Origin of the sequence: Pseudomonas frederiksbergensis (assembly GCF_003732275.1) — a bacterium.
GTDB lineage: Bacteria > Pseudomonadota > Gammaproteobacteria > Pseudomonadales > Pseudomonadaceae > Aquipseudomonas > Aquipseudomonas frederiksbergensis_H.
Window position 1 is genome coordinate 668,514 of sequence record NZ_MOBM01000038.1, and the last position, 15,541, is coordinate 684,054.

Genomic DNA, 15,541 nt, shown 5'->3' on the forward strand with positions numbered 1-15,541 from the left:
AAAAACACCTGCCAAATTGCAGGCACACTGCAATAACATCGATACTATCCGAGACCAAATAAGTTCAACGCTATTCGTCGGCAAAACAACTATTGCGTACACATCCGAAGTGTTACATCAACTTTACATTAGCGGCTTATCGACATCATTCAATTAGAACACTCTATAAATTTTATGAATTTTTTTCGGAGACATTTAATTGAACATTTCGATAAAACAATCGGCGCCGGAACCACACAACCAATAGCGTGAAGAACGCGCCTCCCACTGCCAGCGCCATGTCGGCCTGAGAGTCCCATGGGTCATTTTGTGCAGCGACAAATGCCTTCGCCGTGTCTTCTCCCAAGAACTGCCCGCCTATCCATTCCACGATTTCATAGACAGCCGAGGTCGACAGCACGATGTTCAGCGCGATAAAACCCACCCAGAAACCCCGCAGCGGCGTGATTCGCACAAGCACTTCCCGAATCGGATACACCATCAAGAGTCCATACGTCAGATGGACCAGTCGATCGTAATGATTGCGTTCCAGCCCAAGGGTTTTGTTCAGGCTGACCCCGGTCAAGGCTGAGCACCAGCGGTCGTAGGGCACCAGCGCATAGGTGTAGTGCGACCCGAGTTCATGAATACAGAGGAATACGAACACCAGACTGATGGAAACGGCAGACAGACGGAACCGTCGGGAGACGCCCACCAGGACCATCACCAGCAGCAGGGCCAGCAGATTTTCCAGGAACCAATCCACTCGGCTATGGGGTGAAATACCCAGCGCTGCGACGATCAAAAGAAACACGATCAACAGCGCCAGGTCGTATCGCGGATGTTCCTTCGGTTGCATGGCTTGAGTCCCTCAAAAGGTCTCGCTCGGCCACTGTAGATTAGTTGCATTCGCGCACTGCGGTACGACCCGAGACTTGCGCCACAAAGGCTCATTCAGGCCGGCGCACCGCCCTCACCTTCCCGCTGTTGCCGCCGCCACAGAAAAACCGGTCGTGGCCATCGAACTCAAGTCCCGACACGCCGATGCCAGCTGGCATCTGGACGCTCTCCAACACCTCGCCCGTGGCCGGGTCGACTCGCCGCAACTCGCTCTCTTCCCCTTCCCAGGTGCCGTGCCACAGGTCGCCCTCGACCCAGGTCACACCGGTGACGAAGCGGTTGGATTCGAGCGTGCGCAGCACTGCCCCGGTCTGGGGATCGACCTGATGAATCTTGCGCTCGCGATATTCGCCGACCCAGAGCGTCCCTTCGGCCCATGCAAGCCCCGAGTCACCACCGCCGCCGGGCGCGGGGATGGTGGAGAGCACGCGGCCGGTCTGTGGGTCGATTTTCTGGATGCGATCCTCGGCGATCTGAAACAGGTGCTGACCGTCGAAGGCTGTGCCGGCATGGGCCGCGACATCGATCGAGCGCAGCGTCTTGCCGCTCGCAGGATCCAGGGCGTTGAGTTTGTCACCGGAGGCAAACCAGACCTGCTGGCCGTCATGGGTGACGCCATGCACGCTGTCGACGCCTGGAAAAGGTCCGTATTCGCGGATGATTTCGGCTGTTGAATGTTTCATGTCTTGCTCCTCGTTCACTGACTGCATTCACTGGGTTGGTGAAGTGGATGCTAGTCATTGGGCAGCAACCCTGTGAGTAACAATACCGTCGCGAATCCCGGAACCGGCGGGGTCATCCAGCGCCGCGCGCGACCATGACCGAATGACTGCACCTTGGCGGCAGCCACCAGCGTGTCGAGGGCTCGTTGCACGGTGCGCTGACTGGCGCCAAGCGCCAACGCCAGGGCCGAACTCGACCACGATTCGCCGTCGGAGAGGAAGGCGAGCAGCGTCGCATGCTGCTCTTCGACAGGCCGCGCCAGCACCACGACGTCACGCGCATCGTGCGGCACCAGCGCAAACCCTCGCGGGGTCGCGACGACGTCGGCGATCTGGTGCAGCGCCGCGCGCAACCGCCCGAGTTCTACGCGCAACCGCGCGCGATAGGAGTCATCCGCGAACTTCATCCGAAAGGCGCGCGCAATCAGCGTCTCCCTCGGCACGTCGGCGGGCCACGCTTCGCCCAACGCCCGGGCGAGTGCGAATAGCACCGGCCGCCGGGCGAGTGAAACCGCCGAGCCTGCGTCGCGCACGACATACCGGCACGCGTCCACGACCAGCGTCGGGGATGCCAATAAGGCTTCAATTTCATCGAGCAGCAGCGGCCGTTCCTGGCCACCGACAATCAGCCGCGCCGCCGGCGTGTCGAGGATGCGGGCGGCGTTTTCGACCTCGGCCGTCAACGCGGGGATAGCGGCGTGTTGTGCGGCACGCTCGGCCCGTTCGAGTGCAACGCGCGCCGCTTTTGTTTGCAGGCGGCGCATCGCGATGCCCGCCACGACCAGTTCGTAGGCCGCTCTCGATGCGGGTGGTAACGGCGTCGGATCGAGCTCGGCGAGTCGGTGTTCAGCCTCGTCAAGGTGCCCGATCAGCAACAAGCGGCGGATCTCGAGGTACCGCGCATGGGCGGCGTTGACCCCATCGCCGTGTGCCTGAAGTGTCGCTCGCGCGGCGTCGAGTGCCTTGGTTGGCCAGTTCAGGTCCCGCGAGGCGAGCGCGATTTCGGCCTCGGCGACGACACATCGCGCCCGGGCCAAAGCCTCTTTCGGCCCGAAAGCACGTGCGGCGCTGCGCACCAGTGCCTTCGCTCGCACAAGGTCACCCAACTGCGCCATCGCGATGCCGCGAAGCGCGAGGGCTGGCGCATCGTCGCGCAAGGCGATGCGGTTCAGCGCGCCGAGGGGATCACCCGCCGCGAGCGCACGGGCCGCTGCCGTGATCAGCGATTCCATCTGAAGCGCGCCACCTGCCACCCCCACCGTTCGATGCCCGCTGATCAGTCTATCTCACGACCGCCGGGCCGCACGCCGATGACGGTCAAGCCCTTCGCGTGGAGCAATACTCCACAATCAGCTGAGTGAGCGCTGCGACAATCGTCTGATCCGCTTCAGCAGAGGTAAACAACCGAAACTGCGCAGCCGGCAAATCCGGCAACCCTTGCTCCAGCCCCAGAGCCGCCAGTCCTTGCCCCAATTGACTGACCGCCATGGGCGCCACCGCGAAACCCGCCAATGCCGCCGCCCGCAACCCGGCGGTGCTGGTGCATGACATCGCCGTACGTTGGGCGATCCCCGCCTGAGCCAGCCGCCTCAGCGCTATCTCACGATAAGGACAGGGCGCAGGGAACAGCGCCAGCGGCAACGGTGTCGGTAACCGGGTGACGGGTTGCGCCGACCAGGCCCACACCAGCGGTTCTTGCCACAGTAGCAACCCTGCTTCACTGGTTTCGCACAGAGAACCGATGACCAGCTCAAGATCGCCTTGCTTCATCAGGTTCAGCAATGTGCCAGGAATACCCACCTGCACGTCGATTTCCATGCCTGGGTACTGCGCCGCGAAATCCTGAAAAGCCCGCAGCAATCGCGCTTCGACAAAATCCTCCGACACCCCGATCCGCACCCGCCCGTGAAACGGTGTGCGCGTCAGTTGCGCCCAGGCATCACGGTTCAACGCGAGGATCGTCCGCGCATAAGCGATCAGGCGCTCGCCATCGGGCGTCAATTGCTGGGAACGGGTCGTACGCTTCAACAGCGGTTTACCGATCTGTTCTTCCAGTCGCCGCAAATGACCGCTGACCGCAGATTGAGTCAGGTGCAGCTTGTCGGCTGCGCGGCTGAAACCATCTTCATCGACGACGGTGACAAAGGTTTTTAACAACAGCACATCGAACATAGTTCTATTCGTGATTAATGGCTTATTTATTCACGATTTATATTCCAAATAAAACTATGTTGCAATGATCCAACTTCCCGTCCGAGACACGCCATGACCACCCTTCTGCATATCGAATGCTCCCCGCGCAAACAGCGATCGGCCTCCCTTGAAGTCGCCCGCAGCTTCATTGCGCGCTATCAAGAAAATACCCCGGACACCGAAATCATCACCCTCGACCTTTGGAACAGGGTTCTGCCGGAATTCGATGAGCTGGCAATGGACGCCAAATACGCCGGGCTCAATGGCACGTCCTTGACCCCGGCGCAGCAAGACGCCTGGAACACCTTGAAAGATCTGGCCGCGTACCTGCACCGCGCAGACGTCCTGGTGATGTCCGTACCGCTGTGGAATTTCAGCATCCCGTACAAACTCAAACACTTCATCGACTTGGTGTCGCAGAAAGACATTTTGTTCAGCTTCGATCCGGAACGCGGTCTGGAAGGCATGCTGCACAATAAAACCGCCGTGGTGATGTACGCCCGCGGCCTGGATTTTTCGGCGCAATCGATCACACCAGCGGAGCGCTTCGACTTTCAGAAGCCCTACGTGGAAGCCTGGCTGCAATTTATCGGCGTGAGCGATGTGCATTCGGTGATTGTCGAGAAAACCATTCTGGGGGAAGACGTTGACCTGAGTGCGCGCAAGGCCGCGACTCAGCAGGCCGTGAGGCTGGCAGATAGTCTCGTGCTGTAAACTGACCTACCCCCTCAAACAAGAGATCCCCCATGGCAAACCACGACATCACCTTTCTCCCCGACCCAGACCCGGAATCCATCTCTTCCGACGTCGCCGGTTTCGGCGGCCTGCTGGTCTCCACTCAGATCCCTACCCGCGCCGACGGCAGTCTGGAGCTGGGCGGCATCGCCGAGCAGAGCGAATGCACTCTGCAAGCACTCAAGGTGGCACTGGAGCTTGCCGGCAGTTCCATGGATCGGGTTCTGCATCTGACCATCTACCTCACCGACATGGCTGACCGCGCCGCTTTCAACGAGGTCTACAAGCGCTTCTTCGCCAAGCCCTGGCCGGTTCGCGCCGCTGTTGGCGTGGCGTCCCTGGCGGTCGAAGGTATGCGCGTGGAAGTCACCGCGATGGCGGCCAAGGGCTGAGTCCGCGGACTTGTCCGGTGGCCCCGCTCCTGCGAGCGGCTACCACCGGGCCATTCCTGACGGCAGATTTTGCGCCGTCGGGAGACCCTCGCCGGGACTCAAAAAGCGGCTATTTGACCAGCCGTTTTTCCTTGGAAGGCCTGTAGCCAAAGTACGAGCTATAGCACTTGCTGAAATGACTGGGCGACACAAAGCCACAGGCAACCAACACATCTACCTGTGACAGCTCTGTGTGCTGAAGCAGTCGACGCGCTTCGGTGATGCGCAGCTCCATGTAATATCGCTGCGGCGTTGTCCCGAGTTGCTCCTTGAACAAGCGTTCGAGTTGTCGCCGGGAACGGCCGGCGTAGACCGCCAGCTGCTCCAACTCCAAAGGCTCTTCGAGGTTGGCGTCCATCAGCTTGACCACCTCTCGCAACGGCGCGCTCACACAGATATTTTCAGCCGGTTTGATGCGCCGGTAGCGAGACTCCTCGAAAGCGAGAATGTCCTCGATTCCCTCGACCAGGGCTTTATCGTGCAGTTCCTTGATCCAGTCCAACGCCATATGAAATGCGCCAGACGGACTGGACGCGGTGAGCCGGTCTCGGTCGATGACATAGGGCTCACTGGTGACATGCGTCGCCTTGGAGATTTCCGCGAGTGCGGGACGATGTTCGGGGTGAATGGCGCAACGGTATCCATCGAGCAAGCCTGCGCTGCCCAGGAACCATGCCCCATTCCACAACCCGGCCAGACTGACGCCCTGATCTGCCGCCGTTCGCAACAGGCTGATGAACTCATCAGTCGCCTTCAGTTCTGTCCTGTAGCCACCGCAAATGACCAGCAGGTCCAGGTCGTGAATGGCTGAAGAATCGATACGTGCATCCGGCCGAATGACCAGGCCCAGATCGCTGATGACCTCCCCCTCATTCAAGCCGAACGTTCGGGAAGAGAACAAGCCGGGGCGCAGAAGATTCGCGGTGACGATCGTATCCAGCGCTTGCGTGAACGCGGGCAGCGAGAAATGCTCGAGCAGCAAAAAGCCCGCTCGAGTCATTCGAGCAGGCTCGCCAGGATTTTCATTCAGATAGCGGAGGTTTTTCCCCTTCATGCCTCCGCTGAATTGACGTCGTTCGATCAATGTTCGGCCCACTCGGTTACGTTAACCAACCTGTCATTTGGTGCGCTAATAAAGCGTAATGCTAACGGCAAAAGCTCAAAAAGCCCTAGCGCCATTATGCGATCGATCAGGCCAGTTGAAAGCCGTGAAGAAGGGGGTCTTTATCATCGAACTCCCTCCTTACCGCTGAATCCAATATGTAGGCCAATGGAGGTGAGCGAAATGAACAATGATCACCGTGTTAATGACGACGAATCAGAAACGACCTCGAACGTCCCGCCTGCCGATACGTCTGGCAAACCCGTCGATGTGGTCGAAGGAGAACTTGAGGACAGCGATAATGACGTCGAAGGAGTAAATCAAACTCACGCCCAGGAGCTGGAGGCTGAAGAGCTCAGGCGAAAAATAGCGGAGATAGAACGCAAGGTGGCGGATGGTAATTAGCAAAATACCCGAGGGGCGAGACCTTCGGATCGCTTCGTTCACCGGGCATTAGAGAGATTGCAGCGGCCATCATCACACAGGTAGTATTGAGAACGATTTACACTAACATCTGGAAAAACGACCGGTGCACTCTCTCCCGACCAGCAAGCTGGGCTTCTTTTTCAGCGACCACCATCGTTGGCTGCTGCAGCATATTCAGCGGCGTCTACGCAATCGCGCGGATGCCGAAGATACCGTCGGCGATACGTTTTACCAGATGCTGGTGGCCCGCGTTGACCCCGACAGCATCGAACAACCTCGTGCGTACCTTTCAACGATCGCTCGACGGCTGATTTACGATCGTCATCGCCGGCGCAAGTTGGAGTTAGCTTACCTGGAACGCCTGTCTACGCTGCCCGAAGCGCTAGCACCCTCCCCCGAAGAACAGTTGCAGTTGATCCAGGCGCTGGTCGCGATCGACCGGGCGCTCGACGGTTTGCCTGTTGTGGTCAAGGCGACTTTCCTCTACAGCCAACTGGACGGTCTGAGTTACGTGGCTATTTCGCACAAGCTGGGGCTGTCGGAACGCACGGTCAGCCGCTACATGAAACAGGCATTGCAGCAGTGCTACCTGAGCGAATTATCGCCATGAGCAAGCCGCGCCTGGATCCTGTCAGTGAGCAGGCCATTGACTGGATGGTGAGGCTGCGCGCCGGTACGCCCGATGCCGTACTGCAAGAGCGTTTCAACGCGTGGCTGGTTATGGATCCTGCGCACGCTCAGGCCTGGGCAACATTGCAGGAATGTCTCGGTGGTTCCTTCAACACGGTTCGCGCGCTGGATCGACGGGTGCCCGGTCAAGCCGGTGAAGCCCGCCAACTGTTGCTGCAGCCCCATGGTTCGCGCCGCGACGCACTCCGTGTGATCGCCGGCTTGGGTTTGCTCGGGGGCGGCTTGTGGCTGGCTGCTCGCAGTCCGCTGGGCGACTCGCTACTGGCTGATCTGCACACCGGAACCGGAGAGCGTCAGCACTTCAATCTGGCCGACGGCAGTCGCCTGAGCCTGAACGCCGACAGTGCGGTGGACCTGTACTTCGATGACAAGCAAAGGCTGGTGGTGCTGCGCCGTGGAGAGCTGGTGATTCAGGTAGCCGCCGATCCCCAACGTCCGCTGCGCGTGCGTACCGCACAGGGTGAAATACGTGCACTGGGCACTCGTTTCCTGGTTGCTAAGGAGCAGGACGCCAGTCGAGTGGTGGTGCTGCAGCATTCGGTCGAAGCTCGGCTGTTCAACGGTCCAACGCTTGATCTGCAAGAAGGTCAGTCAGCCTTGTTATATGACCGGCAGATAATCCCCATTACCGGCGACCAGCGCCATCGCTCCGACTGGCTCAGCGGGCGGCTGAACGTGCTGGATGATCCACTGCATCAGGTCATCGACGCTCTACGCCCCTACAGTCGGGGCTTTGTACGGGTCGCACCCGAAGTTCGCAATTTGCGCGTCCAGGGCGTTTTCCCGCTCAACGACCCCGATCGGGCCTTCACCGCCCTGGCCGAAACCCTGCCAATACGCGTGGACCGCTACAGCCCCTGGGTGACGCTGATTCGTGCCAAATAATTTTTTTTGAAAATCACTCTCATTCGTGTCCGGTTTTCATTTCTCGTCCCACCTATCTCCTGACACTTCCATACGATCAGGAGAATGCTGTGCTCAACCCGTGGTCCCACACCCTTTCCGTTGCCGTTGCCCTGGCAACCCTGACCAGCCCCACTCTGGCCCAGACGCAAAGCCTGACCTTCAACTTGCCAGCCGGCTCACTGGCGAGCACGCTGAATGCCATCGCCAGCCAAAGCGGGCATATCGTTTCACTGGAGCCTTCGCTGGTGCAGGGCAAACAGGCGCCGGTGGTGATCGGCCAGATGCTTGCTGAACAGGCGATGCACGTGGCACTGACGGGTAGCGGCCTGCAGTTGCGGGTGACCGAGCAAGGCAACTTCAGCGTCGAGCCGGTCACGGACAGCAACGCAACGCTGCAACTGGACATGACCAGTATCGTCGAGCACAGCGTCGATGCCACCACCGAAGGCTCGGGTTCCTATGCCGCGCGGTCGGTGACTATCGGCAAGGGTACGCACACGCTCAAGGAAATTCCGCAGTCGGTCACGGTGATGACCCGCAAACAAATGGATGACCAGGGCCTGACCGACCTCAAAGACGCAGCCAACCAGACCACCGGACTGGTTGGCGTTCAAGGCGTGGGCAAGGGCATGATTCTGACCTCTCGCGGTTTTCAGATCGATGACTGGCAGTACGACGGCGTGCCGATCCCGCGCAACACCTACACGCTGGGCAATTGGGCCACGCAGGATCTGATCTTCTTCGATCGCATGGAGGTGCTGCGCGGCGCATCCGGATTGCTTCAGGGCACAGGCAGCCCCGGCGGGGCGATCAACCTGGTGCGCAAACGCGGCCAGAACGCACCGACCGTGACCCTCACCGGCAAGGCCGGCTCCTGGGATCACTACGGCCTGCAACTGGACGCCGGCGGGCCGCTGAACCAGACCGGCACCGTGCGTGGACGCTTCGTTGCCGACGAGGACCAGAGTGGTTCATTCATCGACTACGAATGGAGCAAGACCCACTCGCTGTACGGCGCTCTGGATATCGATCTGCGCGACGACACCACCCTGGGCCTGGCGGTCAGCCGCTCCGACGCCGAATCGCGCCCGATGCTGCGTGGCCTGCCTCGCTACGCTAACGGCGACCCTGTTGACGTCTCGCGTTCAACCTACTCGGGCGCTCGCTGGAACCATTCGGACATCGACGTCACCACCGTCTATGCCGATCTGGAGCATCGTTTCAACGATGACTGGGCCTTCAAGGTCGGCGCAGTGCGCATGAGTGAAGAGAACAAATCCACCCACCAGCGGGTGCAAACCTCCGGGGCCGGCCTCAACGCCGACGGCAGTGGCATGCAATACGCCGATTGGGTCACGGACTTCGACTCCACCAAGATCGGTCTGGACATGAACCTGACCGGGCGCTTTGAAGCCTTGTCCATGCAGCAAGAAATCACGCTGGGCGGCAATTACGCCAAGATGACCACGGATGACCGTTACGCGCGAACCTTCAATAACACCAGCGATAGCATTTTCGAGATCGACCACGACCGCCCCGAAATCAGCTACGAAGGTTTGCTCAATACCGTTGGCGGCCGTGCGACCACCAGCAAGTACGACATCCGTCAAAAAGGCCTGTATGGCAGCTGGCGAATCAAGCCATTCGAGCCGTTGACCCTGGTACTCGGCTCTCGGGTCAGCTGGTATGACTACAGTTACACGTCTGCGAACCAGGCGGCCTTTACCAACCTCTCTATCGCCAATACTCCAAGCGCCATGCACGAAACCGGGGAAGTCACGCCCTACGCCGGCATCGTCTATGACCTGAGCCACGAATGGGCGGTCTATGCCAGCTACACCGACGTATTCGAACCACAGACCGCACGCACTGCGAGCGGCTCGGTGCTCAAACCGGTGATCGGCACCAACTACGAAATCGGCCTTAAGGGCGAGCTGATGGATGGCCGGGTCAACACCTCCCTCGCCGTGTTCCGCTACGACCAGGAAAACCGTGCCGTCAACGACGTCGCCTCGGGTTTCGCCTGCGACGGCTGGTATTGCTCGACGGCCGCGGGGAAAGTTCGCAGCCAGGGGATCGAAGCAGAAATCAGCGGTGAAGTGCTCAGCGGTTTGCAATTGTTCGCTGGCTACACCTACAACACCACTAAATACCTTGAAGATCCGGTCGACGAAGGTAAAGTCTTCAGCCAATGGACGCCAAAACACATGCTGCGGGTCTGGAGCGACTACCAGTTCAGTGGCGACTGGAACCGAGTCAGCACCGGTCTGGGCTTCACCACCCAAAGTCACACCCTGGGTTACGAACGCACTTACCAGGTGCCAGGTTACACCGTATGGAACGCCCGCCTCGGGTACCAACTCTCCCCCGAGATCGGTCTGGCACTCAACGCCAACAACCTGTTTGACAAGTCCTACTACATGGCGGGATACAACCAACTGAATGGCAACAACAACTTTGGTGAGCCGCGAAACGTCATGTTCAGCGTAAAATACACCCCCTCGTTCTAGCGACGAAGATGTGGCACTGACGCTATGGAGCTTCGGGTCGACTGTCACCCTTCGCAACAGATTGCAATTGGGCCAAAACCGGTCAATATCGCTCCTTTCGTCTACCCTCACAACGCGCCAGGCATGCTTGGCGCCTCGACACTCTTTCGTTAATACACCGGAGATTTTCCATGCTCAAGCGCACCCTGGCATTGGCCATCGGCTTGACCCTGTCATTTTGCACCCTGTTGGCGCAGGCCGCCGATACGCTGAAAGTCAGCGCGATTCCCGATGAAGCCCCTACCGAACTGCTTCGCAAGTTCAAGCCGCTTGGCGCCTATCTGGAACAACAGTTGGGCATGAAGGTGGAGTTCGTGCCGGTGAGTGACTATCCAGCCGTGGTCGAGGCGCTGGCCACCGACCGCATTGACCTGGCCTGGCTGGGCGGCTTCACGTTCGTGCAGGCACGTCTGAAAACCGGCAATGCCATTCCGCTGGTACAGCGCGAACAGGACGCCCAATTCACCAGCAAATTCATCACCGCCGACCCTGCCGTCAAGTCCCTCGCCGATCTCAAGGGCAAGACCTTTGCATTCGGCTCGGTGTCCTCCACTTCAGGCAGTCTCATGCCGCGTTATTTCATGTTGAAGGATGGCATCAAACCAGAAACCTACTTCAGCCGAGTGGGCTACTCCGGCGCCCATGACGCCACTGTCGCCTGGGTCCAGGCCGGCAAGGTCGACGCCGGCGTACTGAACGCCAGCGTGTGGGAAAAACTGGTCGCCGCCGGCAAAGTCGACACCACCAAGGTTAGAGTGTTTGCGACCACCCCGGCCTACTTCGACTACAACTGGACGGTGCGCGGGACCCTCGACCCGGCGCTGGCGGCCAAAATCAAGGCCGCCTTCCTGGCGCTCGATCCGGCGAAGCCTGCGGACAAGGAGATTCTGGATCTGCAGGCCGCCAGCCGATTCATCGAAACCAAGCCTGAGAACTATAAGGGCATCGAGGAAGCCGCCCTCGCCGCCGAACTGCTCAAATGACATTGCGTCTGACCCAGGTCAGCCTTACCCACGCCAACGGCGTCCAGGCGCTGCGTGGCGTGGACCTGCACATCGGTGCAAGCGAACAGGTTGCCATCATCGGCCCGTCCGGCGCGGGCAAGTCGAGCCTGCTCAACCTGCTGGCCACCGCCCTGCGACCGGGCAACGGCGAGCTGCAGGTGCTCGGCGAGCGAGCCTGGCAACTTTCGGCCCGTCAGCGTCAGCGTTTGCGCGCTCGCATCGGCCTGATACATCAGTCGCCTCCCCTGCCACCGCGCCAGCGCGTGGTCACCGCGGTTCTGGCCGGAAAGCTGGGGCAGTGGGGTTTGGGCAAGAGCCTGTTGAACCTGGTGCATCCACTGGATATTCCGGGCGCACGCGCGGCATTGGCCAAGCTGGACCTGAGTGACAAGTTGTTCGCGCAATGCCAGCAACTGTCCGGTGGACAGTTGCAGCGCGTGGGCATTGCCCGCGTGTTGTACCAAGCGCCCGAGGTGTTGCTGGCCGATGAGCCGGTATCGGCCATGGACCCCGTGTTGGCCCAGCACACGCTTTCGGTGCTCTGTAGCCATGCCCGGCAGCACAACGTCACCCTGGTCGCCAGCCTGCATGCGGTGGAGCTGGCCCTGGCGCACTTTTCGCGCATCATCGGCTTGCGTGATGGACAGATCCTGTTCGACCTTCAGGCCAGCGAAGTCGACCGTGAGTTACTGGACAAGCTCTACGCCAACGAACAATTGCTGTCCCCACCGATTGCTCCGGCGCCCCTGAGTGTGCAGATTCCCCGATGCTGACCCGTGATACCCGAGATCCCGCCACCCGCCCCCGCCTGCTGCTCACCTTGCTGGCCCTCGCCTTGCTATGGCCAGGCATCCACTTCAGCGAGTTGAACCTCAGTGTGCTGCTGGCGAGTGACAGTCAGAGCGAGATGGGCCGGTTTGTATCCGCCTTCTGGCCACCGGCTCATGGCGAAGAGTTCATTGAGCTGTTGTTGCAAGCCACCCTGCAGACCTTGGCCATCGCCACGGCCGGCATGGCCCTGGCGTTGCTGTTGGCAGTCCCCGCCAGCCTGTTGGCCAGCCGCGCTCTGTCGCTGTCTGCTGCCTCCCGGGCCGGCCACCCGAGTTATTGGGGCCAACTGCTACGTTGGCCCATACGCGGTTTACTGATCTTCCTGCGCAGCGTGCCGGAAATCGTCTGGGCCCTGCTGTTCGTGCGCGCTGTCGGCCTCGGCCCGACTGCCGGGGTGCTGGCCATTGCCATTACCTACAGCGGCATGTTGGGCAAGGTCTATGCGGAAATTTTCGAGTCGGTCGACCAGCGTCCGGCTCACGCGCTACTGCAATCGGGCAGCGGTCGGCTCGCAGCCTTCTGCTACGGGATCCTGCCCAATGTCGCTGCGGAGCTGCTGTCGTACACGGTGTACCGCTGGGAATGCGCAATCCGCGCCTCGGTGGTGATGGGCTTTGTCGGTGCCGGCGGTCTGGGCCAGCAAATGGATCTGTCGTTGCGCATGTTCGCTGGAGGTGAAGTGGCCAGTTTGTTACTGACGTTCCTCGTACTGGTGCTGCTCGCCGATCAACTCAGCCGCCTGCTGCGCTGGAGGCTGGCATGAATCGTCTGATCAATCTGGCACTGCTGCTCTGCATCGGCGCAGCGGTCGTCGCCTCGTTCAACTACCTGGGCATCGACCTCGGGGAGCTGGGCAGCACTGGCAACCTGAAGCAGATGGGCGCTTATGCGCAGCGTTTTCTCAGCCCGGACCTGAGTTCGGGCCATCTGCAAGCCATCGGCCACGGCGCCCTGGAAACCATTGCCATGTCCGCGCTTGGCACCCTGCTCGCGGCGGTATTCGGTCTGCTGTTGGCATTGCCTGCGGCCGGGCGCTTCGGCTGGCCACTGCAGAGCGCATCGCGTCTGGTGCTCAACGCCTTGCGCGCGGTTCCGGAACTGGTGTGGGCCGCGTTGATGGTCCTTGCCGCCGGTCTCGGCCCCAATGCCGGTACCCTGGCATTAGCCCTGCACACCACCGGCGTGCTCGGCCGGCTGTTCGCCGAAGCGCTGGAAAACACCCCACCAGAACCCGCCGAAGCCATCCGCCTGCAGGGCGGCAATGCCGTATGGGCTTTCTGTTACGGCACACTGCCCAACCTGTTGCCACAGCTATTGGCCTACATCCTGTACCGCTGGGAAAACAATATCCGCATGGCCAGTGTGCTCGGCTTCGTCGGCGCCGGTGGTTTGGGGCAAATGCTCTATGTCAGCCTCAGCCTGTTCCAGGAAGCTCAAGCCAGCACGGTTATTCTGGCCATGCTGTTACTGGTACTCGCCGTCGATACATTGAGTAGCTGGAGCCGTCAACGCTGGGTCAAAGCCTGACTGCTTTCGGTGCCGGGCAATCGTTCAGTGGGTCTTCGAAGCTATGCAAACCCGAGGAACGACAGGATAAACACGACGATCACAACGGCCCCGACGATGTAGATGATGTTGTTCATGAAGGTCACCTCTCAACCTGGACAGGACTGCGACACGAGGGTGCTACAAATACAAGGTACTGCACCTTTGCGCGCAATTCCATTCGGAACACACATGGGCTCCGCTCTCGACGAAACCTTCGGTTTGATGCCGTGGTAAAGGGGGACGGATTTCCCCCCGAGGGATAATCGACCGCCCGCTACCGGACCGGCGAGAGGGTCATCTTCTCTATCAGCGAGGCGACGTCCTTCGCACCAAAACACCGAAATTTAACGCTGCCAGCGTCGGTATCCAGACGGACGATCTTCGTCACAAACCCACCTTCAATGCTGACCTTTCGAACCAATGCCAGTGGGACTTCAATATCCAGGGTCCCCTCCTGAACGAGGCGGTTCATGGCATTGGCGCTCAAGCGCACCGCGGTTTGGGTAACCAGCATTTTCCCGCCAACCCACAGACCTCCGTATGCTTCCTTGAAGCCCTCAAGTACGTCGGCCAACGCTTCCACAACGCCACTCCCGGCTACGTCGTACAGGTCGCTGACGCCGTCGTAGTTCACCTGAGCGTCGGCCACCAGAAAATTGACCAGCTTCGACTTCAAAATCTCTTCGGCCATCTACACATCTCCATAATTTGAAAAGCAGTCCAAGGTCTGAGGCCGTCGAACTCTAACATTGGCGACCGATGATGTTCTTCAACAAACTCACATTATGCTGTTGCATCAACGAGGACGATCACCGCTACTATCGTCGCTAGTGCGAAGCCACAGGATCAATCCGCCTGCAACACGGGTCAGAGCCTCACGGAGCTGAATCAATCCGTTCGCCTCGATTTTAAACATCTGCATAATCAGCCCTTCTACAGCCCCCAAAACCCTCAAGGCTTGCAGACTTAGCCGCTGCAGCCTTGTCGCCTGTCAACGACGCGGTATTGGCCGCGTTCTGTTGCCAAAGACGAGGCTATCCAATCTTCGATTGTGTTGATAGTAAACATCAGCACGAACACGTTGTTAGCCTACCAACTGGATGGTAGTTTGTTAGCGAGCTTCAAAAATCACTGTAATCACCACCATCCGTATCCCTGTGAGAATCCCATGCAAGACTGGAAGCAAACTCGTAAAGACATCAACACTCGCCTGGTCGATCTCAACGGCCTTTCTCCGGAAACCATGAAAGGCATGGCGTCACTTGGCGCTGCAGGCGCCAAGACCAATCATCTAAACGCGAAGACCCGCGAGTTGATTTCCCTGGCTGTGGCCGTGACCACTCGCTGCGACGGTTGCATCGCCTTCCACGCGGCCGAAGCAAAGAAAGTCGGTGTTACCAGCGAGGAAATTGGTGAAGCGCTTGGCGTAGCCATCAACATGAACGCCGGCGCCGCGCTGGTATACAGCACACACGTGCTGGACGCATTCGATAAGTCATAAATCAAACGCTGGCTTTCAACCTGT

General features: G+C 59.7%; 17 protein-coding genes. 11 read left to right on the forward strand and 6 right to left on the reverse strand.

The annotated features are described in order from the left end of the window. Positions 1–172: 172 nt before the first annotated feature. The 4 genes from BK662_RS22370 to BK662_RS22385 all read right to left on the reverse strand — a co-directional run bounded on the left by BK662_RS22370 (position 173) and on the right by BK662_RS22385 (position 3,773). The gene (locus tag BK662_RS22370) at positions 173–838 is read right to left on the reverse strand and encodes a DUF2238 domain-containing protein (protein WP_123359878.1); all 666 of its coding nucleotides are present in this window, start codon (positions 836–838) and stop codon (positions 173–175) included. 91 nt (positions 839–929) lie between these two features. After that, the gene (locus tag BK662_RS22375; RefSeq protein ID WP_123359879.1) at positions 930–1,562 is read right to left on the reverse strand and encodes a Vgb family protein; all 633 of its coding nucleotides are present in this window, start codon (positions 1,560–1,562) and stop codon (positions 930–932) included. Positions 1,563–1,612: 50 nt separating this feature from the next. Beyond that, positions 1,613–2,833, reverse strand: a complete 1,221-nt coding sequence (locus BK662_RS22380; RefSeq protein ID WP_123359880.1) for a helix-turn-helix domain-containing protein — start codon at positions 2,831–2,833, stop codon at positions 1,613–1,615. Between the two features lie 85 nt (positions 2,834–2,918). Continuing rightward, positions 2,919–3,773 (reverse strand): LysR family transcriptional regulator, encoded by an 855-nt coding sequence (locus BK662_RS22385; RefSeq protein WP_123359881.1) that lies wholly within the window; start codon positions 3,771–3,773, stop codon positions 2,919–2,921. A gap of 93 nt (positions 3,774–3,866) precedes the next feature. Between BK662_RS22385 and BK662_RS22390 the strand changes: the two genes are divergently transcribed. Both BK662_RS22390 and BK662_RS22395 read left to right on the forward strand, forming a co-directional pair. Then, complete coding sequence (locus BK662_RS22390; protein WP_123359882.1) at positions 3,867–4,508, forward strand: FMN-dependent NADH-azoreductase; 642 nt, start codon at positions 3,867–3,869, stop codon at positions 4,506–4,508. Positions 4,509–4,540: 32 nt separating this feature from the next. Beyond that, positions 4,541–4,921, forward strand: coding sequence for a RidA family protein (locus BK662_RS22395; RefSeq protein WP_038983873.1), 381 nt, complete (start codon positions 4,541–4,543; stop codon positions 4,919–4,921). Between the two features lie 109 nt (positions 4,922–5,030). On the opposite strand, the gene souR is transcribed toward BK662_RS22395, so the two are convergent. After that, positions 5,031–6,044, reverse strand: a complete 1,014-nt coding sequence (gene souR, locus BK662_RS22400) for a transcriptional regulator SouR (RefSeq protein WP_185047182.1) — start codon at positions 6,042–6,044, stop codon at positions 5,031–5,033. Between the two features lie 201 nt (positions 6,045–6,245). Between souR and BK662_RS22405 the strand changes: the two genes are divergently transcribed. From BK662_RS22405 to phnE, 8 genes are all read left to right on the forward strand, one after another. Beyond that, positions 6,246–6,467 (forward strand): hypothetical protein, encoded by a 222-nt coding sequence (locus BK662_RS22405; protein ID WP_123359884.1) that lies wholly within the window; start codon positions 6,246–6,248, stop codon positions 6,465–6,467. Between the two features lie 124 nt (positions 6,468–6,591). Beyond that, entirely contained in the window at positions 6,592–7,098 is a 507-nt protein-coding gene (locus tag BK662_RS22410) for a sigma-70 family RNA polymerase sigma factor (RefSeq protein ID WP_123359885.1), read from the forward strand. After that, on the forward strand, positions 7,095–8,063 hold the full coding sequence (locus BK662_RS22415; protein ID WP_123359886.1) for a FecR domain-containing protein: 969 nt from the start codon (positions 7,095–7,097) through the stop codon (positions 8,061–8,063). The genes BK662_RS22410 and BK662_RS22415 overlap by 4 nt, the downstream gene beginning before the upstream one ends. A gap of 89 nt (positions 8,064–8,152) precedes the next feature. Next, positions 8,153–10,594 (forward strand): TonB-dependent siderophore receptor, encoded by a 2,442-nt coding sequence (locus tag BK662_RS22420; protein WP_123359887.1) that lies wholly within the window; start codon positions 8,153–8,155, stop codon positions 10,592–10,594. 170 nt (positions 10,595–10,764) lie between these two features. Then, positions 10,765–11,616 (forward strand): putative selenate ABC transporter substrate-binding protein, encoded by an 852-nt coding sequence (locus BK662_RS22425; protein ID WP_123359888.1) that lies wholly within the window; start codon positions 10,765–10,767, stop codon positions 11,614–11,616. Continuing rightward, positions 11,613–12,410 (forward strand): phosphonate ABC transporter ATP-binding protein, encoded by a 798-nt coding sequence (locus tag BK662_RS22430; RefSeq protein WP_123359889.1) that lies wholly within the window; start codon positions 11,613–11,615, stop codon positions 12,408–12,410. Before BK662_RS22425 ends, BK662_RS22430 begins: the two co-directional genes overlap by 4 nt. Beyond that, on the forward strand, positions 12,404–13,231 hold the full coding sequence (locus BK662_RS22435; RefSeq protein ID WP_123359890.1) for a PhnE/PtxC family ABC transporter permease: 828 nt from the start codon (positions 12,404–12,406) through the stop codon (positions 13,229–13,231). Before BK662_RS22430 ends, BK662_RS22435 begins: the two co-directional genes overlap by 7 nt. After that, positions 13,228–13,995: a phosphonate ABC transporter, permease protein PhnE gene (phnE, locus tag BK662_RS22440; RefSeq protein ID WP_123359891.1), complete on the forward strand. Its 768-nt coding sequence runs from the start codon at positions 13,228–13,230 to the stop codon at positions 13,993–13,995. Before BK662_RS22435 ends, phnE begins: the two co-directional genes overlap by 4 nt. Positions 13,996–14,290: 295 nt before the next feature. Here phnE and BK662_RS22445 read toward each other — a convergent pair whose 3' ends face one another. Further along, positions 14,291–14,707 (reverse strand): hypothetical protein, encoded by a 417-nt coding sequence (locus BK662_RS22445; protein ID WP_123359892.1) that lies wholly within the window; start codon positions 14,705–14,707, stop codon positions 14,291–14,293. Between the two features lie 477 nt (positions 14,708–15,184). Between BK662_RS22445 and BK662_RS22450 the strand changes: the two genes are divergently transcribed. Further along, positions 15,185–15,517 (forward strand): carboxymuconolactone decarboxylase family protein, encoded by a 333-nt coding sequence (locus BK662_RS22450; protein WP_123359893.1) that lies wholly within the window; start codon positions 15,185–15,187, stop codon positions 15,515–15,517. The last annotated feature ends 24 nt before the right edge of the window (positions 15,518–15,541 follow it).